Raw genomic sequence first — 20,743 nt, forward strand, 5'->3', positions numbered from 1 at the left:
TTCTCAATATTATAGATATAAAGAAGAAGAAAGATCTACCCTCTTTTCTTTTATAAAGTCACACGTGAATAAGCCGGCAATTCCATAGGACAGAAGTCTTTATCCTGATATTTAAAATATCCCGTAATAGCGATCATTGCAGCATTGTCCGTGGTATAGCTAAACTTTGGAATAAAAATCTTCCAGCCATACTTCTCCGCATGCTCACGGAAAGCATTACGCAAACCGTTATTGGCGGACACACCACCTGCTACAGCTACCTCGTTAATTTTATACTGTTTGGCTGCTTTACGGAGTTTATCCATCAATATATCTACAACAGTCGCTTCAAGAGAAGCGGCTAAATCAGTCTTGTGATGTTCGATGAAATCGGGATCTTCTTTCATCCAATCACGCAACGAGTAAAGAAACGATGTCTTCAATCCACTAAAACTATAGTCCAACCCTGGGATGTGGGGTTTGCTGAATGTATAAGCCTTCGGATTGCCCTGACGTGCCAAACGGTCAATAATAGGACCGCCCGGGTAACCAAGCCCCATCACTTTTGAACATTTGTCAATAGCTTCTCCGGCAGCATCATCAATTGTCTGTCCCAAAATCTCCATATCATTGTATGCCTTCACCAGTACGATTTGAGAATTACCCCCGGACACCAACAAGCAAAGGAATGGGAAAGTGGGTTGTTCATTCTCTTCACCCTCTTCTTTAATGAAATGTGCTAATACATGTCCTGTCAGATGATTAACATCGATCATGGGAATGTTTAATGAGCGGGCAAACCCTTTCGCAAAAGATACTCCCACCAGCAACGATCCCATCAGTCCGGGACCTCTCGTAAAAGCTACCGCACTCAATTCCTCTTTCGTCACCCCTGCACGTTTCAATGCTTCATGCACCACAGGTACTATATTTTGCTGATGCGCACGTGATGCTAATTCGGGTACTACACCACCGTAAGCTTCATGCACCGCCTGACTGGACACTACATTCGACAACAGAAAACCATCTTTTATTACCGCAGCCGACGTATCGTCACAGGAAGACTCAATTCCTAATATAATTGTACTCATACGCTTTTTGATATTTAAACGATGCAAAAGTAATGATAAAAGTAGGATTCATAACGAACTATTTTATATTTTTGTTCGCAAAATAAAAACAACCGCTTATCAGAACGCTGAAGAAGACTGTACGCTGGGTTATCGGTATTATATTAGGTATATATATCGGAACTATCATTTTGCTGAATATTCCTTTTATTCAGCGAAATATGACCACGTTTGTCGCAAAAGAACTATCCCGGACATTAGGTACTGAACTGACTATCGGTAAGATAGATATCGGACTATTGAATCGTATCATCATAGACGATGTGCTGCTCGACGATCAATCGGGCAAAGAGATGCTTAAAATTACTCGTCTTTCCGCCAAGTTTGATATTATCCCCCTATTCAACGGAAAAATCGCAATCAGCAGTGTACAATTGTTCGGCTTTAACATCAACCTGAACAAACCTACTCCGAATACGGACCCTAATTTCAAATTTGTCCTTGACACATTTGCCTCTAAAGACACAGTAAAAACAGACAAGAGCCTCGACTTGCGTATCAACTCTATATTGATACGCCGTGGTAAGTTGGCTTACGATGTACTGTCGGAAAAAGAAACTCCCGGAAAGTTCAACCCCCAGCATGTCAAATTGCATAATATCATTGCCAACATCTCTCTCAAAGCACTTCAAGGCGATTCGATCAATGCGGCCATCAAACGGCTAAGCGTGGATGAACAATCGGGCTTTGAGCTGAGAAAGTTGAGCCTGAAAGTCATAGCTAATGACAGAGGCATGAAAATAGAGAATTTTGCTATAGAAATGCCGGGTACCGAAATGAAAATGGATACCATTCGGATGGAATATGACAGTTTGGGAGCACTCAATCATTTTGCCGATGAAGTCCGTTTCTCTTTCCGTACTCTGCCATCCTACGTGACCCTGAATGATATTTCAGCTTTTGTTCCGGCACTATCCAACTTTAAAGAAAAGCTGGATCTGGGCATCGATGTAGAAGGTACACTCAACCAGTTGAACTGCAAAACGCTGGAAATTAATGCAGGCGATAAATTCCGACTGAAGGGAGATGTCTCTTTACAGGATCTATCACGCCCGCAAGATGCCTATGTATACGGGCATCTTGCCAATCTATCTGCCAATAACGATGGAATCGGATTCCTGGTACGCAACCTGAGTCCGCATTACAATGGGGTTCCTCCTATTCTGCAGCGTTTAGGAAATGCTTCCTTTCACGGTGAAATATCGGGGTATTTCACAGATTTGGTCATGTACGGTCTGTTTCGTACCAACATTGGTTCTGTCCAAACTGACTTAAAGCTCAGTTCCGATAAAGCCAAAGCCTTGTTTTCTTATTCGGGAGGTGTAAAGACCACCGACTTCGAGCTGGGACAGTTGCTGGATAACAAGCAACTGGGCAAAATTACCTTTAATCTGAATGTTCAAGGCAGCCACTACCGTAACCAGTACCCCGCCATCACGCTAAAAGGCCTGATAGCTGCCCTCGAATACAGTAATTATAAATATGAGAATATCACACTCGACGGAGAGTTCGAACGTGGCGGCTTCGACGGAAAGGTGGCACTGGATGATGAAAACGGTTCGATACATTTAAATGGTAACATCAATGTAGTCGAGAAAATCCCGACTTTCAACTTCAATGCTGTAATAGATAAAGTACGCCCGCACGACTTGAACCTGACCAAGGATTATCCGGACGCAGAATTCTCTCTGAAGCTGAAAGCTAACTTCCGTGGCGGTTCCATCGATGAAATGATAGGTGAAATCAACATAGACAGTCTACAATTCACCGCACCCGAAAAGAATTACTTTCTGGATAATATCAACATCATAGCCACTCGACAAGACAAACAAAACCAACTGAAACTGACCTCCAGTTTCCTGAAAGCAAGTATTGAAGGTAATTATCTGTATCACACACTTCCGGCAAGCGTAATGAATATTATGCGGCGATACATTCCTTCATTGATCCAGCCGGATAAGAAGCCGATTGAAACGAATAACAACTTCAGTTTCGATGTCCACATATTCAATACAGAACTGCTGTCTACCGTATTCGACATCCCATTGAAGATATATACGCACTCGACTGTAAAGGGTTACTTCAATGACCAGGCACAGCGGCTGCGAGTAGAGGGCTATTTCCCCCGGCTACAATATCAAAACACGTTTATCGAGTCCGGACTGGTGCTCTGTGAAAATCCTACTGACCAGTTCAAGGCCAAGATACGGTTCAATAACCTGAAAAAAGAGAGTGCCGTAAGCATCTCACTGGATGCGCAAGCCCAAAATGATACCATAAGTGCCAACATCAATTGGGGCAATAATACCATCAATACTTATAGCGGACGATTATCCGCTGCTGCCAGCTTCTTCCGCAAGGCCGAAGAAAAGTCGTCACTGAAAACAGTCGTAGACATCAAGCAGACAGACATTATCCTGAACGATACTTTGTGGCAGATTCATCCGTCACAAGTAGTAGTAGATTCGGGCAAAGTAGATGTAAACGATTTCTATTTCTCGCATAAAGACCGTCACATCCGCATCGACGGACGCATCTCGGAACATGCCGAAGACACACTGAAGGTAGACCTGAAGGACATCAATGTGGGTTACGTATTCGATGTGGTAGATTTTGACGATGTGGACTTTAAAGGAGATGCCACCGGAACGGCATATGCCAGTGGCATTTTGAAGGAGCCGGTCATGAATACCCGCTTACATTTTAAAAACTTCACCTTCAATGATGCTTCTTTGGGAGCAATGGATATTTACGGAGCATGGGAGAACGACAAACGTGCCATCTTCCTGGATGCTCACATGGAAGAAGAAGGGCTATCGAAAACGCACGTCATCGGGCACGTCTATCCGTTAAAGCCGGAAAGTAAACTGGATTTGAATATAGAAACGGAGCATACAAACATTCAGTTCCTCCAATATTTCATGCGCTCCATTGTCGAAGACCTGCATGGACGTACCAGTGGCAAAGCTCATTTCTATGGAAAATTCAAGGAGCTCAACATCGAAGGGGATCTGATGACAGATGCGTCGTTGAAGATAGGAATATTAAACACATCATTTGCCGTAAAAGACACTATCCGTCTGTCCACCACCGGTATCACTTTCGACAATATACATATCGCAGATATGGAAGGGCACCAGGGCACAATGAACGGCAAACTAAATTTCAGGCATTTCAGGGATTTGAGCTATCACTTCGAATTCAACGTGAACAACATGTTACTGATGGACACGAAAGAAAGCTCTGATATCAACTTCTACGGAAAAGTGTATGGAACCGGCAATGCGATGCTGGTTGGCAATCCGCAGGAACTGCAAGTCAATGCAGCCGTCACGACCAACCGCAATACCAATTTTGTCTACATAACCAATGCCACTGCTTCAGCAGCCAGCAACCAGTTCATTAAGTTTATCGACAAAACTCCGCGCAGATTCGTTCAAGATTCCATCAATGTAATATCAGAATATGAGCGGCTGCAGCAGGAGATGGAGGAGGAAGAGACAAAAACGGATATCCGCCTGAATCTGTTGATAGATGCTACTCCGGACGCTACTATGAAAATTATCATGGACCCCATTGCCGGAGACTACATCAGCGGTAAAGGCTCCGGCAACATACGGACAGAGTTCTTTAATAAAGGAGATGTGAAAATGTTCGGAAACTACCGCATCAGCCAGGGTATTTATAAGTTCAGCTTGCAGGAAGTCATCCGCAAGGACTTTATCATAAAAGACGGAAGCAGTATCACTTTCAACGGTCCCCCGTTGGATGCGACGCTCGATATACAAGCCAGTTATACGGTGAACTCTGCTTCGCTGAATGACCTGATCCCCGATGCCTCAGACCCGATCACCCAGCAACCCAATGTAAAGGTGAATTGCATCATGAACCTGACCGGAATTCTCTGGCGCCCCAATATTAAATTAGGTATCGAACTCCCCAACGAACGGGACGAGATACAGACGCTGGTACGCAATTACATCAGTACGGAAGAGCAGATGAACATACAGATACTCTATCTGCTGGGTATCGGCAAGTTCTATCCACAGGAGAGTACCGGAGGCACCCAAAACTCCAATATGACATCGTCAGCCCTATTCTCTACCCTGTCCGGACAGTTAAACAATCTGTTATCGCAGGTATTCGATAACAACAACTGGAACATCGGAACGAATCTCAGTACCGGTGACAAAGGCTGGACGGACATGGAAATAGAAGGTATCCTGTCCGGACAGTTATTGAACAACCGTCTGATTATTAATGGTAATTTCGGCTACCGGGATAATCCGTTAGCTAATACCAATTTCATCGGAGACTTTGAAGCGGAATGGCTGCTCAACCGCTCAGGAGACATACGTCTGAAGGCGTATAATGAAACGAACGACCGTTATTATACACGAACCAACCTGACTACCCAAGGAATCGGTATCATGTACAAAAAAGATTTTAATAAATGGAGTGAACTTCTCTTCTGGAATAAATGGAAGTTGAGAAACCTAAGAAAGAAACAGGCTACCGCACGAGACAGCATCCCGAATGACACGGTAAAGGACATCACCAAAGCTAAATCGGAAATGAAAAGAGAGCATCCGATGTGACGCTCTCTTTTCTTCAGTCTTTATTTTCGTATGTCTCTCTTACAAAGAAAGAATACAAAAACGGAAAGTGTATGAATACCGAAAAGGGATGTGAAGAAGATAGAACGATTAAAAGCCCTTATCGACAATAACCTTTCCGAAGGGAGTCAGAGCCAGTCCGGCAAGTTTGAAGTGTTGTCTCCCGAATGGTATACCAATGATTGTGATACAAAGCAGAATTCCCCATCCCAGATGAGAGAGGCTGATCCAAATTCCACCGAGAAACAGCCAGACTATATTCATTATGATACTGAGGCAACCTCCCGAATCGGGGGTGGTCCTCACCTCTTTGCCGAACGGCCATAAAGCAAGCCCGGCCAGTTTCAGCGTCTGAAAGCCAAATGGAATACCAATAATGGTAACCATCATCAAGAGACTTGCAATAAGATACTCTATCGCAGTAAAAATGCCGCCACACAGCAGCCAGATAAGATTCAAGAATGGATTCATAGGCTATTAGAATAACGGTAGTAAAGAAAAAGGTCGGAAGTTCATTTCGGTACCTCCAACCTTTTTTCCTTATACCTTATATTAATTATTAATAAGAACGAGCAAATATCACACGGCAAGCAGAAGGTTTGCCGGTTACCATACACTTACCGGGCTCTTTGTCACCTTCAACAAACGAATCGAACGGGATACAACGAATAGTAGCTTTTGTCTCTTCCTTGATCTTCTCTTCTGTTTCCGTAGTTCCGTCCCAATGAGCCAGAATGAAACCGCCCTCTTCGATTTTTTCCTTGAATTCATCGTAGCTGTCTACCTTAGTGATACGTGAATCGCGATAAGTACGCGCTTTCTTGTAGATGTTGGCCTGAATCTCTTCCAACAGATTTTGAACATATGTCTCGATACCATCGCAAGTGACGGTCTCTTTCTCCAATGTATCGCGACGCATCACCTCCATCGTATTGTTTTCCAGGTCGCGTCCGCCCATTACCAGACGAACCGGTACACCCTTCAGTTCATAATCGGCAAATTTGAAGCCCGGTCGTTTGTTATCGGCATTATCATATTTGACCGAAATGCCCAATGCCTTCAGCTTCGCTACAATACCTTCTACCTTGGTATCAATCTGTTTCAGCTGCTCGTCATTCTTATATATAGGAACGATCACTACCTGAATCGGAGCCAGATGCGGAGGTAATACCAGACCGTTGTCATCCGAGTGGGTCATGATCAATGCACCCATCAGACGGGTAGAAACACCCCATGAAGTAGCCCATACGTACTCAAGCTTATTTTCTTTATTAACAAACTGCACATCAAACGCTTTCGCGAAGTTCTGTCCCAGGAAGTGAGACGTACCACTCTGTAACGCCTTGCCGTCCTGCATCATCGCTTCAATGGTATAGGTGTCGAGCGCACCGGCAAAACGTTCATTGGCCGACTTCACCCCTTTCACCACCGGAACCGCCATGTATTTCTCTGCAAAGTCAGCATATACATTCAGCATGCGGATTGCTTCTTCTTCTGCCTCCTCACGTGTTGCATGTGCCGTATGGCCTTCCTGCCACAGGAATTCTGCTGTACGGAGAAACAGTCGTGTACGCATCTCCCAACGGAAAACGTTTGCCCACTGGTTGCATAAGATAGGCAGGTCACGATAAGACTGAATCCAGTTTTTATAAGTATTCCAGATGATTGTTTCGGAAGTCGGACGGATAATCAGTTCTTCTTCCAACTTTGCAGCAGGGTCAACCACCACACCCGAACCATCTTCGGCATTCTTCAGGCGGTAGTGAGTAACTACGGCACACTCTTTGGCAAAGCCTTCCACATGCTCAGCTTCACGACTCAAGAATGATTTTGGAATCAGCAACGGGAAATAAGCATTCACATGTCCGGTTTCCTTAAACATATCGTCCAGCTGACGTTGCATTTTCTCCCAAATAGCGTATCCGTAAGGCTTAATCACCATACATCCGCGTACAGCCGATTGCTCTGCCAAATCGGCTTTCACTACCAAATCATTATACCACTGCGAATAGTTTTCGCTGCGTTTGGTCAGGTCTTTCAGTTCTTTTGCCATTATATTTTTCTTCTTTTAAAGTTTTCTATCTTCAAAACAGGATGCAAAAATACTAAAAATGGGTGAACTGTGATCATTCTTTATCTATAATTTTAAGAGGGAACCCGGCAGACCAGTTCATAAACAAGCCGGTTTATCGATTGACAACCGGCTTATTTATGATTTTTCAGAAAGCAGAATCACCACTTCTTGCCTTTTTCTTCCAACAGAAGTCCGTCGCTGAATCCCATGGAAGCATGTGTACCGTCGCAAAACGGTTTATTGGACGACTGTCCGCAACGGCACAAAGTCACCCTGTTCCTGACTGTATAGCTTTTGCCATCCGCACTCTCTATGCGGATACCGCCTTTTACCCAAATAGGTCCGCTCACTCTGATTCCAGGATCCTCAATAATACCGATAGAGGGCTCAAAAGGCGGTTCGAAGACTTTTTGCGTCTCTTTGTCCCAAACGACGAGCCGCCCGGCAGGACAATGGCCGGCCTCGCGACGGACAAGTTCACGCTCTTCTTCCGTTTCAGCGAGTTGTACCAGATTCCAGATTCGGCCGCGTGCATCGCAGAAACGGGCAAAAGCACAATACTTTTCGTTATCGGCAAGCACCATGGCGGGGCCTTCCAATTCCTCGGCTTCTTCAAGTAACGGACGTTTGTTATTGGTTTCATTAGAGTCCCAATCGGTGGCACGCTTATGAGAACCGTCACAGAAGGGTTTATGGCGGGAATGCCCGCAACGGCACAGAGCTACCGGAGTGGCCGAACTGTCGAAACTCAGCCCGCGTTGATACACCCACGAAGAACCTTCTTCATTGGGAAGAATAATTTCCTGGTCAATGGGAGGATTACCATAAACAAGATAAGGGCCGTCAGGAGTTATTTTGATATAATACTTCTCGGGTGCTTGCCGACTGCCCTCTTCTACTAAAATTTCTTCTTTCTTAGTCATAATTTTACGCCATAAGGAGGTTTAACATATCCTTTATCGCTTAAAGAACAGATAGTCAAGCTAAAAAGTTTCTTATAACACCGTCTAACTTCTTACGGATTCGTTGATACCAAACCCGAAAAGTGCAAAGTCTCCCTTCACCGGATCATCCGGCCATATCTCCCGCAATGCATCGGTAATACAACGCGCAGTCTTCAGACATTTACGTGCATCGGTCAGTCCAAGATCGACTGAAATGCGATGCACATGCGTGTCGAGAGGAATAATCAGATCCGAAGGATCAAAACTCCGCCAGATACCCAGATCCACAGGAGAATCCCGACGAATCATCCAGCGCAGGAACATACACATCTTTTTCGCTTCGGAAGCACTTGCCAAAGCAGGCATCCCATTGATATGTCCGAACACGGATTGCAGTCTTTCCAACGGAGTACCCCAAGAAAGCGAATGGCACAAATGCGACTCCAGGTCTTCATGTTCCTGATAGGCCGCATACAAAGCCTGACAAAGTAAATAGAAATCATTCCAGGAATAATAACGATAGAAGCTGGTTTTTACTCCTCGATATTTCTTCCACTCCTCACTAAGTATATACCGGTAAGGAGCATTCGAGAACAGTTCACGGTCAATCCGGTCGCCGCTTTTGATAATAGCCTTCCGGTTTCCGGTAGCAATCCAAGAGGCTACCAGGGCAGAGATCTCAATATCGGCCTTGCCGGTATAGCGATGTGGAAACTGTACAGGGTCATCCATAATAAATTCGGCTACCTCGTATTTATCTGCCAAAAATGCAAGTTTATTCTTTAGTTCTTGTTTCATAAACGTTAGAAGGTATGTATCAAAAAGAAACACCACAGATTACGCGGTTCTATACATGACTCTGATAATGAGTCTGTAAAAGTACGTGGAATCTGTGGTGAAAACCTCTTACTGCAATCTCAGTAAGTTTTTTATTTACTAAAATCTCTCGGAGCAGGTACCGGAGCCAATGGTTTACGGTCTTGAAGCTGTTTCATAACCTCTTCGATGGCTCTGTTCAGCTGTTGATCCTCTCCATTCCACTCTTTCACCGGATCATTATCGATCAGGATATCCGGGTCCACACCATGGTTTTCGATAATCCATTGTCCCGTCTTCGGGTCATAACTGGTAAAGAACGGAACACGTATGTCTGTTCCATCCATATATGGCAATGAACCACTAATGCCAACAATACCTCCCCAGGTACGCGTACCTATCAACTTGCCCAATCCAAGTGCGCGGAAGCCCCACGGGAACAGGTCGCCATCAGAAGCGGAGTATTTATTAATCAAACAAACCTTCGGTCCCACCTGTACAGCATCAGGCACTGTTCCCACATGGCTGGTACCTCTACCCATAGTCAGGCGATAAGGTTCACGGGAAAGACGTTCCAGGATCATTGGTGAAACATTACCTCCACCATTGGCACGATCATCAATAATCAACCCTTCTTTATCAAGTTGCGGATAGAAATAGCGGGCAAACTCGTTCAAGCCTTCCGGTCCCATATCCGGAATATAAATATATCCGATACGTCCGTTGGAAGCCTGGTCCACTTTCTTTATATTATCCTGTACCCAATTGTAATGTATCAAAGGATATTCATTGGCAAGCGGACTGATCACAACCTTACGTGCTCCGGAAAGCTGAGGTTTGGCATTCAACGAAATTTCAGTAGGTATCTCTGCTTTACCCACCAGTAAAGAATACATATCTTTAACTGTATTGGTCGGCACACCATCAATAGCTACGATGTACTCTCCTGCTTTCACATCAACCCCCGGTTCCGTAAGCGGAGAGCGCAGTTCTTTGCTCCAAGATGCTCCGGGGAATATCTTCTCCAGACGGAAAAAGCCACTCTTGTCGCGGGTAATCTCCGCACCAAGCAAACCGGTATTGATCCGTTTGGGCTGTTCCGTTTCTCCCGGATTGACATAAGCATGCCCACAGTTCAATTCACCTATCATCTCACCGATAATGTAATTCAGGTCTAAACGAGTTTTAACGTAAGGCAGCAAGACCGCATATTTTTCTTTAATTGCTTTCCAATCTACACCGTGCATGCTCTCCTGATAGAATCCGTCACGATAGGCACGCCAAGCTTCATCAAAGATTTGTGCCCACTCTTTCGGATAATCCACAGTAATCTTCATATTGCTTAAATTGACCGGAGTGGTCAGTTCTGTCTTACCCAAAGGAAGATTGGTCACATAAATCTGACGGCCTTTAAAGAAAAGTGCCTTCTTACCATCGTAAGTAACATCCATCGAAGCTCCATCGGCAATCGATTCCTCTTTCTGACTTGCCAAGTCATACATTTTCGTACCACCGCGTCCCCAGTAGTACACCTTGTTGCCATCCGAATAGAAGTTACCATAATAAGACGGAGACAAGGGCAATCGAACAATGCGATCGGTAATGCCATCCGGATCGAACTTCACCAACGAAGCATCAGCCACTTCCTTTTTATCTGCCGGTTTCTTATCCCCGCTTTGGGGTGTAGCATTAGATGCAGCCACTTCCGCATCTTTCTGCATGAAAGGAGACGATGTATCTTTAGACAGCAAAGCGATGTACACACCATACATATTATTATATACATGGTTCCATTCCAATGATCCGTAAGTCGGATTAAAATCACGGGCAGAAGAGAATATCAGATACTTTCCGTCGGCACTGAACACCGGAGAAGAAGAGTTATACCATTTGTCGGTCACCGGATATTCTTTCTTTTCCGCAATATTGTAGACATATACGACATTGATTTCATTTTTACCCATCCGTGTATAAGTCAACCACTCACTGTCCGGAGAGAAAGTAACTCCACCCGGCACTCCCATCGGATCTTGCAATAATAATGAAACTTTCCCGGAAGCCACATCCAGCAGATTAACTCGGTTCTTACGATCCATATACACTATCTTCTTAGAATCCGGACTCCATTTAAAGCCACGGATATATGTATCGTTCTTATGGGTTAACTGCATCGGTTCGCCACCTGCCGCATTCTGCAGATAAAGTTCGGTTTCGCCTGTAGCATCAGAGATATAGGCAATCTGTGTTCCGTCCGGTGACCACTGTGCGTCACGGTCGTGAGCTCCCGGCGAACGAGTTATATTTTTTGTAACCCCTTTTTCTACCGGCAGATTGAATACTTCACCCCGGCTTGTCACTACCATTCGTGCTCCATCCGGCGACAGACTGGCCGCAGTCACATAATTCGCTCCGTCTTTCAAATCGGTACGGGCATAGATGTTATCCGAAGCCAGTGTAATGTTTACCTTTTCAGCCTTCCGGGTAGCGGCATCCATCTTATAAATATATCCACCATTCTCAAAGACAATGGTATTTCCACTGGCACTTGGGAACTTCACATCATACTCAGTGAAATCAGTTACCTTGGCAGTCTGTTTAGTCTTCGTATTGTATACAAAGATATTCATGATGCGGTCACGATCGGAAAGGAAAAAGATTTCATCGCCAATCCACATCGGAAAAATGTCCTGAGCTACATTATTGGTAATGTTTTCCACTGTTTTGCTGTTCGGATTATACACCCAGATATCATCCGCCATACCGCCTTTATAATATTTCCAGGTACGGAATTCACGCATCACCCGGTTATACGCCAACTGTTTTCCGTCCGGTGAGTAACTGCAAAATCCGCCCTCCGGAAGAGGAATTGCTTCTGACAATCCGCCTTCCTTGTCCACTGTAAACAGTTTGCCGGAAAATCCATCACTGATACGGTTACGGTATACGATGCGCTGTCCGTCCGGTGTCCAGGTCATAACAATGTTATTGGGTCCCATACGGTCACCCAGGTCATCGCGGCTATTGGTAGCCGTATAGGTAACTCGTAACGGTTCACCCCCTGTCGCAGGCATGGTATACACTTCTGTATTTCCATCATACTGTCCGGTGAATGCAATCGTTTTGCCGTCCGGAGAAAACCGGGGAAACATTTCGTATCCCACATGGGAAGTCAGACGCTGTGCCTCACCTCCCGCAGCAGGCACTTTATACAAATCGCCCGCATACGAAAATACGATCTCCTTTCCGTTCGTAGCAGGAAAACGCAGTAATCGTGCTTCTCCCGCAGCCGATAACAGTACAGGAGCCCCCGCCAGAACGAAGATAGATAAGATTAGTTTCTTATTCATGTGATTATCTATTAAAATTGATTCACAAAGGTAAGAAAAGAACAAAGAGTGAAAGAGGAAATACACAAAAAAACCGCAGATTCCATCATTCTTTTCTCACAAAAAGATCAAGGGAACCTGCGATATTTACTTTTGACTTGAAAACATGAATTGAGCGGTAGGCGAGGGTCGAACTCGTGACCTGCGGCTTGGGAAGCCGCCGCTCTGCCAACTGAGCTACTACCGCAATATAATTGCTTCCGTTTTGTAAAGCAGTGCAAAGATAAATATTGTTTCTGAAATACCCATGGCAATGGCACAATATTTTGCATCCGGGAACGGAAATATAAAATATTACCGTACATTTGCTAACCGAAAATACACAGATAGATTCATGAAACAGATCATACTAATCACCGGAGGGGCCCGTTCGGGCAAAAGCAGCTATGCCGAACGGTTAGCATTATCTCTCTCCCCCAATCCGGTCTACCTGGCCACCTCACGCATCTGGGACGAAGAGTTCCGTCAACGGGTGTTACGTCATCAGGCCAACCGGGGACCGGAATGGACCAACATAGAAGAAGAAAAGGAACTGAGCCGCCATTCTTTGCAAGGGCGTGTAGTGCTGATCGATTGCGTAACACTCTGGTGTACCAATTACTTCTTCGACCTTGAAGCGGATACAGACAAGGCACTCGCCGCCATAAAAGCCGAGTTTGACCGGCTGACAGAACAGGAAGCCACCTTTATCTTCGTCACCAACGAGATCGGCATGGGAGGCACCTCAGAAAACCTTATACAACGAAAGTTCACCGATATGCAGGGGTGGATGAACCAGTATATTGCCACCCGGGCCAATCAGGTCTTATTAATGGTATCGGGCATTCCCGTAAAAGTAAAAGATGAAAAACAAACGATAGACTAACCCTATATAAAATGAAAACATTTCAAATCACCAGACCGGACGAAACAATCCGGGAAGCATTGACTGACAAAATAAACAATCTGACCAAGCCCAAAGGTTCTCTGGGAACACTTGAAGAACTGGCTTTGCAAATCGGGCTTATCCAGCAGACACTGACTCCCACGCTGAAATGTCCGCAGAACATTATATTTGCAGCCGATCATGGCATTGTCGACGAAGGTGTCAGCCTCTCTCCCAAAGAGATCACTTGGCAGCAAATCAGCAACTTCCTTCATGGAGGGGCAGGTGTCAACTTCCTCTGCCGCCAACACGGATTCGAATTAAAGATCGTGGATGCCGGAGTGGATTACGATCTGCCTTACGACAAGGGAATTATCAATATGAAAGTACGCAAAAGTTCACGCAACTACCTGTATGAAGCGGCCATGACGGAAGAAGAGATGGACTTGTGTATAGACCGCGGGGCAGAGATAGTCCGCCGGTGCCACGCCGAAGGATGCAATGTGCTCTCCTTGGGTGAAATGGGAATCGGCAACACTTCATCCTCCTCTATGTGGATGACCTGCTTCACCCGTATTCCCCTCGAACAATGCGTCGGCGCCGGAAGCGGACTCGACAATGCCGGAATCCGTCATAAATACAGCGTATTGCAGCGGGCACTGGACAATTATCAGGGAGACGGAAGCGTACGCGACCTGATTCGTTACTTCGGCGGCCTGGAAATGGTAATGGCGGTAGGTGCCATGCTTCAGGCAGCCGAACTGAAAATGATTATCCTGGTGGACGGATTCATCATGACAAACTGCATCCTCGCGGCATCCCGGCTTTACCCTGAAGTAATGCACTACGCCATCTTCGGCCATCAGGGAGACGAGACTGGACACAAGCTTCTGCTTGATGCCATGGGAGCCAAGCCGTTATTGAATCTGGGTTTGCGCCTTGGAGAAGGGACCGGAGCCATCTGCTCCTATCCTATCGTAGACTCTGCGGTGCGGATGATCAACGAAATGGACAACTTTGCGCATGCGTCCATCACCAAATACTTTTAAAGAAGCCCCACATGAATATATTAGCAGCATTTATCTTTTTCACCCGTCTCCCCTTCTGGCGCATCCGGGAAGTTCCGGCAGAATGTTTTAAGCACGTGGTGCCTTACTGGCCCCTTTCAGGATGGCTTACGGGCGGCATCATGGCGGGGGTACTCTGGTCGGCCGCACAGGTTCTCCCCTGCACCGTTGCCGTATTGCTGGCACTTACCAGCCGATTGTTGATTACAGGCGCATTGCACGAAGACGGGCTGGCGGATTTCTTTGACGGATTCGGCGGAGGCACCAGCCGGGAACGTATCCTCTCTATTATGAAGGATTCGCACATCGGCAGTTATGGGGTCATCGGATTGATCGTATACTTCTTCCTGCTATGGAATCTCCTGACAAGCCTTCCTCTCTCCTTCGCCTGCTCTGTACTGATTGCAGGCGACACTGTGAGCAAGTTGACTTCATCACAGATCATTAACTTCCTGCCTTACGCACGGAAAGAAGAAGAGAGCAAGGCGAAGGTGGTTTATAATAGAATGTCGCAAGGAGAATTTGCTTTCGGACTTTTATGCGGAATACTTCCTTTGACGCTCCTGCTCCCGTACAGGTACTGGATTGCCATTATATTCCCGCTGGCAGTGTTGTATCTACTATACAGGCTGATGAAACGAAAGTTACAAGGGTATACAGGCGATTGCTGCGGTGCACTGTTCCTTTTAAGCGAACTGTCCTTCTACCTGGGGGTAGTTATTCTTATATTCATATAGTTTGACTCACCACAGAGTAACACAGAGTTCCACTGAGATGATTTATCTCTTAAACATCTTATAGACAATAATTTAAAAACCGGTAAAACTCTGTGTTACTCTGTGGTGAATCAAACTCATACTTAAACCAATAAGATCATGGAAATCATATTGATCCGACATACCTCTGTCGATGTTCCCAAAGGCGTCTGTTATGGCCAGACCGATGTTCCCTTACGGGATAGTTTTAAAGAAGAAGCCACAATCACGGCTCAACAGTTGCAGGATGATGTGTTTGATGCCGTATTCACAAGTCCTTTGAGCCGCTGCACCCGTCTGGCAGAGCACTGTGGCTATCCGGATGCCATTCGTGATGCCCGTCTGAAAGAACTGGACTTCGGTGAATGGGAAATGAAGGAGTTCGACAAAATAGATGATCCGCGACTGCAAGAGTGGTATGACGACTATTTCCATGTAGCAGCCACAGGCGGAGAATCGTTTATAATGCAACTTCAACGGGTCTCCGAATTTCTGGATGAAGTGAGCAGGCAAAAGTACGGGCGCGTGGCTGTCTTCGCACATGGCGGAGTACTGATTTGTGCACAGATCTATGCAGGAACATTAAAGATGGAAGATGCTTTCGGCGCACTGACACCTTACGGTGGAATAGTCCGGCTGCAACTTAACCCAAAGACAGCAGAACAGTCAGCCACACCAACGCGACCATCAACGTCTCTGCCTTCTGATTGACGGATACCGCTTTCCTCATATCCGCTGTTGTCAATACCCGTTCGTTATCACCGATGAACGGTTTCCATACCTCCTCCCCGAAGTAATAATGCGGACCGCCGAACCGGCAATTCAGGATACCTGCCAATGCCGCCTCCGGATAACCGGAGTTGGGACTGGCATGGCGACTGCCGTATTTACCCACAAACCTGAATAAAGAAAGCCGTCCACTGACGATTATCATCAACAGAGCCGTCAGGCGGGCAGGAATGTAATTGGCGACATCATCTATCCGGGCCGCTATACAGCCGAACTGACGATAGCGCTCGTTTCGGTAACCAATCATCGAGTCGAGCGTGTTCACCATCTTATACGCCATCATGCCGGGTACTCCCAGCACAGCATACCAGAAAAGGGGTGCAATCACTCCGTCACTCAGATTTTCCGCCAAGGTTTCCAAAGCTGCCGTGCGCACTTCCTGCGCAGATAAAGCAGAAGTATCCCGCCCCACGATACGCCCCACCTGTCGGCGTCCCTCGTCCAACGAACGGTCCACCGCCTCGAAAACCATCCGAACCTCACGTATCAACGTCGTTCCGGCCAGGCAGCAGAATATCAGCAAGGTCTTTATCAGAGCCGTCAATACGATGGAATACTCTTCGGTCACCCTGAGAAAGAAGAAAGTAAAAAGATAGACTCCCGCAATCAGCACTGCCGATACCAGCCCACCTTTCCAAACGCGGGCACTCCCCACATTCATCGACTTTTCTCCCCAGGCTATCAGTTTGCCGAATCCCACCACAGGATGCGGCAACCAGGCAGGGTCTCCCAACCAGCGATCCAGCAGCCAAGCCAAAGGCAAGGGGGACAGCCGGCAGAAATATACAAGGCAAACAAACCAAAAAAACATCTCGTCCATACTCTGATACATCCTTAATCTGTCATTATTCCGCCATCCACTTCGCAATGGCCCTCACCAGTTCATCATTCTCTTCCGGTGTCTGGGTGGCAATGCGGAAGAAACGTTCGTCCAGCCCTTCGAAGTTGGAAGCATCACGAATCAGAATTCCTTCTTCACGGGCCAGATACTCTTTCAAGGCGGCAGCTTTACCGAATCGCAAACAAACCAGCATAAAGTGCGTATCGGTAGGCCATACTTCCAGTCCGCCTATCGCTTCAAGCGAACTTTTCAGACGGGCACACTCTGCCAGATAGTCCTTCATGGAGAGAGCTTCCGGAATGCCCTCGGAAAGCAGGTAGAGACCTGCCTCGATGGCAAGCTGATTGACCGACCAAGGCATGCGGTTCGTACGCAGACGAGCCATCAGCCCCGGCTGCGCAGTTACGTATCCCAGACGGAGCCCCGGTATGGCATATCGCTTGGTCATGGAATGCAAGAGGATCACATTGGGAAATCCGGCAGCTTCACGTGCGGTGAAGAGTTCCTCCAACGTAAAGTATTCATACGACTGATCGATCACGAAGCAAACCTGCGGATGTTTCCTGATCAGTTCGGTCAGGCGCTCCTTACCATGCACCTCTCCTGTCGGATTATTCGGGTTGCAGAGCCATACCATACGCACGTCCTCCGGCACTGCCTCCAGCGTATACAGGGATGTGACCCTATGCCCGTGCATGCGGCAGGCATCGGCATATTCGCTGAACGTAGGCATCAGGATGGCCGTATTCGTCCCCCGGAAGGTTTGCGCTATCAGATAAATGGCTTCTGTGGCACCATTCGTCACGCAAACCGAAGCGGCAGGCAAAGCGTAACGGTCGGCCAGACGGGCCTCTAATGTATAAGGTTCCGGTTCGGGATAAGCGGAAATGGCGGAGATACGTCCGCACAAATGCGTCCGCAGCCCGTCAAGGTTTACCTTATTATATACGTTCGAACTGAAATTACTCCGTATCGGGTGGAGGTATTTATAAGAATCGTCTCCGTGTCCTTCAATCATTGTCTGTCAATATTTGATAGATAAGCGGCAGGTCGACATGCTTGCGGACGTGGGCTGCCAGTTTATCGTATTGTTCTTCTTTAAACGCTTTATAATCGAAAGTGGTCTCCTTCAGCTTATCGGCGAAAGGTTCCAGCAGATAGTCGATGACCGAAGGATTGTCGAGAATGCCATGTACGTATGTCCCCATACAGGTACGGTCGGCAAAATATCCGTCCTCCCTTCCGTCTGCCAGATGGTTGAGTGGCGAAGCAGGAGCATCGGCAAGGGGCGTCGTTGTGCCCATGTGTATCTCGTATCCTTCACAGGTCTCGCTGCCTTCAAGAAAGTGGAAACGTACCTGCCGCGTAATCTTTTCTCCCTGCATACGGGTGCTGACGGGCAATAATCCCAATCCCGGCAAGCGTTCTATCTCACCTTCCACATGATCGGGATCGCAAACCTCCTGCCCCATCAACTGGTAACCTCCACAAATGCCCATCACCGTGGCACCCTCGCGGTGGGCACGGGCGATGGCCTGCGCCACTCCGTTACGGCGTAACTCATACAGATCGGACAAAGTGCTTTTCGAACCGGGCAACAGGATGATATCAGCTTTCATCAGTTCGTCCGTATTGTTGGTATAGAACAGGTGTACACGCGGATCGCGCTCCAATACATTGAAGTCGGTAAAGTTACTTAAATGCCGGAGCAGCACTACGGCTATGTTTACCTTCCCCTGTCCGGCACGGATATTCTTGGTTTGCAGCATCACCGAATCTTCTTCTTCGATATAAATGTCTTTGTAATAAGGCACGACTCCCACCACCGGAACACCACAGAGATCTTCCAGCATCTTTACCCCCGACTCGAAAAGACGGATATCTCCACGGAATTTATTAATCAATATCCCCTTGATATGCTTCCGCTCTTCCGGCCGAAGCAGCATCACCGAACCGTAAACACTGGCAAACACTCCTCCACGGTCTATATCCGCCACGAGAATCACATCTGCTCCGGCATGCATAGCCATAGGCAGGTTCACCAGATCGCTGTCACGAAGATTGATCTCGGAGATGCTCCCCGCCCCCTCCATCACTACCGGATTATATCGGGCAGCCAAACGGTCGAATGCGGCATGAACCTCTTTTCGCAACTCCTCCCGTCCCTCACGGCGGAAATATTCGTAAGCATTCCGATTACCGATGGGGCGCCCGTTGAGCACCACCTGTGAAGTATGATCGGACGATGGTTTCAGTAGCAACGGGTTCATATCCGTATGGCAAGGCACGCCTGCGGCCTCGGCCTGCACAGCTTGTGCCCTTCCTATTTCAAGTCCCTCGGGAGTGGCATATGAATTTAATGCCATGTTCTGTGCCTTGAATGGCGCCGGATGATAACCGTCTTGCAGGAATATGCGGCAAAAAGCTGCGGCAATGATGCTTTTACCCACATCACTACCGGTTCCGGCCAACATTAAAGGGTGTAAATTCTTATTCATATCGTGTTTGTCACGTTAATGGGCGACAAACTTAGTGAAAATATTCGGGGGGGACAAGTGGGGGTATCAAAAACTCACCACAGAGAACACAGAATAACACAGAGAGGGGGTGTGTCGAAACTCGTATTCACAACAAATTTATACAGATAAGTATCATTAGTTATCAACAGATTAAGTTTGCTCTATGGAACTCTGTGTTACTCTGTGGTGAATAATGACACATCCCCAATCCATGCAGAGTGCTTCCATGCGGAAGTCATAACAGTCTCAACTTTCTTGTCACATTCTTTGCTATTCCCACAAGATTCTTTATCTTTGTCACTTAAAAGCCGAAGAGAAATGCGGCATATTGAAACGTTTTTTGCGGAAAGAAAAGTACCAAATTTAATTAATGCATAAAAACAAGAACTTCAATAAATCAGTTTCATACGTGCGACGTAGGGTCGGGCGTGTGAACATATTTATGAAGTTCTAGGTATTGGTACTACCTCTTTCCGCGTAAATATGAACTCAGCGCCCGACTTCTTATATATATAAGGTATACATAAGGATGTGGACGTTCATAAGAATGACAGGCCAATCAAAAAGGTAGTCGATCGTGTAAACATATTTATTAAGTTCAGGGGTATTGGTAGTACCTTTCATCCGATAAATATGAACTCAGCGCTCGACTTCTTATATATAAAGAGGTATACATCAAGATATAAGCATTTATAATAATCAGAAAAGCATAAACAGCCCCCTTATTGACTGGTAACCTCCTCACTGAGGTGTAGTTTCCCTAAACTTTCTTGTCACATTCTTTGCTATTCCCACAAGATTCTTTATCTTTGTCACTTGAAAGCCGAAGAGAAATGCGGCATATTGAAACAATTTTGCAGACGAAGAAAGTACCAAATTAATTTAATGCAAAAACTGTATATCAATAAATCTGTTTCATGCGTACGACGTAGGGTCGGGCGTGTGAACATATTTATTATATA

General features: G+C 46.3%; 14 protein-coding genes and 1 tRNA gene. 5 read left to right on the top strand and 10 right to left on the bottom strand.

From position 1 onward, the window contains the following. Nucleotides 1-50: 50 nt before the first annotated feature. A complete protein-coding gene (gene tsaD / locus DBK98_RS16200; protein ID WP_005806292.1) occupies nucleotides 51-1,070 on the bottom strand; it encodes a tRNA (adenosine(37)-N6)-threonylcarbamoyltransferase complex transferase subunit TsaD in 1,020 nt (339 codons plus the stop codon). Between the two features lie 200 nt (nucleotides 1,071-1,270). Here tsaD and DBK98_RS16205 point away from each other — a divergent pair, with 200 nt between their 5' ends. Continuing rightward, nucleotides 1,271-5,707, top strand: a complete 4,437-nt coding sequence (locus DBK98_RS16205) for a translocation/assembly module TamB domain-containing protein (RefSeq protein ID WP_005806295.1) — start codon at nucleotides 1,271-1,273, stop codon at nucleotides 5,705-5,707. Between the two features lie 108 nt (nucleotides 5,708-5,815). On the opposite strand, the gene DBK98_RS16210 is transcribed toward DBK98_RS16205, so the two are convergent. The 6 genes from DBK98_RS16210 to DBK98_RS16235 form a co-directional block, all read right to left on the bottom strand. Next, entirely contained in the window at nucleotides 5,816-6,196 is a 381-nt protein-coding gene (locus tag DBK98_RS16210) for a YccF domain-containing protein (protein WP_005806296.1), read from the bottom strand. Between the two features lie 88 nt (nucleotides 6,197-6,284). Then, nucleotides 6,285-7,778 (bottom strand): proline--tRNA ligase, encoded by a 1,494-nt coding sequence (gene proS / locus DBK98_RS16215; RefSeq protein WP_022011377.1) that lies wholly within the window; start codon nucleotides 7,776-7,778, stop codon nucleotides 6,285-6,287. 179 nt (nucleotides 7,779-7,957) lie between these two features. Then, the gene (locus tag DBK98_RS16220) at nucleotides 7,958-8,722 is read right to left on the bottom strand and encodes a CDGSH iron-sulfur domain-containing protein (protein WP_032537079.1); all 765 of its coding nucleotides are present in this window, start codon (nucleotides 8,720-8,722) and stop codon (nucleotides 7,958-7,960) included. Between the two features lie 84 nt (nucleotides 8,723-8,806). Then, on the bottom strand, nucleotides 8,807-9,541 hold the full coding sequence (locus DBK98_RS16225) for a TIGR02757 family protein (RefSeq protein WP_022011379.1): 735 nt from the start codon (nucleotides 9,539-9,541) through the stop codon (nucleotides 8,807-8,809). Between the two features lie 131 nt (nucleotides 9,542-9,672). After that, nucleotides 9,673-12,906, bottom strand: a complete 3,234-nt coding sequence (locus tag DBK98_RS16230) for a S41 family peptidase (RefSeq protein WP_032537080.1) — start codon at nucleotides 12,904-12,906, stop codon at nucleotides 9,673-9,675. 153 nt (nucleotides 12,907-13,059) lie between these two features. Further along, a tRNA-Gly gene (locus DBK98_RS16235) sits at nucleotides 13,060-13,132 on the bottom strand. Nucleotides 13,133-13,198: 66 nt separating this feature from the next. Here DBK98_RS16235 and cobU point away from each other — a divergent pair. The 4 genes from cobU (at nucleotide 13,199) to cobC (ending at nucleotide 16,343) form a co-directional block, all read left to right on the top strand. Then, the gene (gene cobU, locus DBK98_RS16240; RefSeq protein ID WP_080546236.1) at nucleotides 13,199-13,810 is read left to right on the top strand and encodes a bifunctional adenosylcobinamide kinase/adenosylcobinamide-phosphate guanylyltransferase; all 612 of its coding nucleotides are present in this window, start codon (nucleotides 13,199-13,201) and stop codon (nucleotides 13,808-13,810) included. Between the two features lie 11 nt (nucleotides 13,811-13,821). Continuing rightward, nucleotides 13,822-14,859, top strand: a complete 1,038-nt coding sequence (gene cobT, locus DBK98_RS16245; protein ID WP_032537081.1) for a nicotinate-nucleotide--dimethylbenzimidazole phosphoribosyltransferase — start codon at nucleotides 13,822-13,824, stop codon at nucleotides 14,857-14,859. Between the two features lie 11 nt (nucleotides 14,860-14,870). After that, nucleotides 14,871-15,614 (top strand): adenosylcobinamide-GDP ribazoletransferase, encoded by a 744-nt coding sequence (gene cobS / locus DBK98_RS16250; protein ID WP_032537082.1) that lies wholly within the window; start codon nucleotides 14,871-14,873, stop codon nucleotides 15,612-15,614. Between the two features lie 138 nt (nucleotides 15,615-15,752). Further along, nucleotides 15,753-16,343 (top strand): alpha-ribazole phosphatase, encoded by a 591-nt coding sequence (cobC, locus tag DBK98_RS16255; RefSeq protein WP_005777935.1) that lies wholly within the window; start codon nucleotides 15,753-15,755, stop codon nucleotides 16,341-16,343. Here cobC and cbiB read toward each other — a convergent pair. From cbiB to DBK98_RS16270, 3 genes are read right to left on the bottom strand one after another with little or no spacing between them, the layout of a single operon-like run. After that, the gene (gene cbiB / locus DBK98_RS16260) at nucleotides 16,276-17,232 is read right to left on the bottom strand and encodes an adenosylcobinamide-phosphate synthase CbiB (RefSeq protein WP_171810367.1); all 957 of its coding nucleotides are present in this window, start codon (nucleotides 17,230-17,232) and stop codon (nucleotides 16,276-16,278) included. The genes cobC and cbiB overlap by 68 nt on opposite strands. A 34-nt stretch (nucleotides 17,233-17,266) precedes the next feature. Further along, nucleotides 17,267-18,280: a threonine-phosphate decarboxylase CobD gene (gene cobD, locus DBK98_RS16265; protein WP_032537083.1), complete on the bottom strand. Its 1,014-nt coding sequence runs from the start codon at nucleotides 18,278-18,280 to the stop codon at nucleotides 17,267-17,269. Beyond that, nucleotides 18,273-19,760 carry a cobyric acid synthase gene (locus DBK98_RS16270; RefSeq protein WP_022011384.1) on the bottom strand — a complete coding sequence of 496 codons (1,488 nt, stop codon included), beginning with the start codon at nucleotides 19,758-19,760 and terminating at the stop codon, nucleotides 18,273-18,275. The genes cobD and DBK98_RS16270 overlap by 8 nt, the downstream gene beginning before the upstream one ends. Nucleotides 19,761-20,743 lie beyond the last annotated feature (983 nt).

Origin of the sequence: Bacteroides sp. PHL 2737 (assembly GCF_004115325.2) — a bacterium.
GTDB lineage: Bacteria > Bacteroidota > Bacteroidia > Bacteroidales > Bacteroidaceae > Bacteroides > Bacteroides hominis.

Coding starts and splice junctions, on each gene's coding strand:
- tsaD (WP_005806292.1), bottom strand. CDS start 1,070: ATGAGTACAATTATATTAGGAATTGAGTCTTCCTGTGACGATACGTCG.
- DBK98_RS16205 (WP_005806295.1), top strand. CDS start 1,271: ATGACCACGTTTGTCGCAAAAGAACTATCCCGGACATTAGGTACTGAA.
- DBK98_RS16210 (WP_005806296.1), bottom strand. CDS start 6,196: ATGAATCCATTCTTGAATCTTATCTGGCTGCTGTGTGGCGGCATTTTT.
- proS (WP_022011377.1), bottom strand. CDS start 7,778: ATGGCAAAAGAACTGAAAGACCTGACCAAACGCAGCGAAAACTATTCG.
- DBK98_RS16220 (WP_032537079.1), bottom strand. CDS start 8,722: ATGACTAAGAAAGAAGAAATTTTAGTAGAAGAGGGCAGTCGGCAAGCA.
- DBK98_RS16225 (WP_022011379.1), bottom strand. CDS start 9,541: ATGAAACAAGAACTAAAGAATAAACTTGCATTTTTGGCAGATAAATAC.
- DBK98_RS16230 (WP_032537080.1), bottom strand. CDS start 12,906: ATGAATAAGAAACTAATCTTATCTATCTTCGTTCTGGCGGGGGCTCCT.
- cobU (WP_080546236.1), top strand. CDS start 13,199: ATGGCACAATATTTTGCATCCGGGAACGGAAATATAAAATATTACCGT.
- cobT (WP_032537081.1), top strand. CDS start 13,822: ATGAAAACATTTCAAATCACCAGACCGGACGAAACAATCCGGGAAGCA.
- cobS (WP_032537082.1), top strand. CDS start 14,871: ATGAATATATTAGCAGCATTTATCTTTTTCACCCGTCTCCCCTTCTGG.
- cobC (WP_005777935.1), top strand. CDS start 15,753: ATGGAAATCATATTGATCCGACATACCTCTGTCGATGTTCCCAAAGGC.
- cbiB (WP_171810367.1), bottom strand. CDS start 17,232: ATGTTTTTTTGGTTTGTTTGCCTTGTATATTTCTGCCGGCTGTCCCCC.
- cobD (WP_032537083.1), bottom strand. CDS start 18,280: ATGATTGAAGGACACGGAGACGATTCTTATAAATACCTCCACCCGATA.
- DBK98_RS16270 (WP_022011384.1), bottom strand. CDS start 19,760: ATGAATAAGAATTTACACCCTTTAATGTTGGCCGGAACCGGTAGTGAT.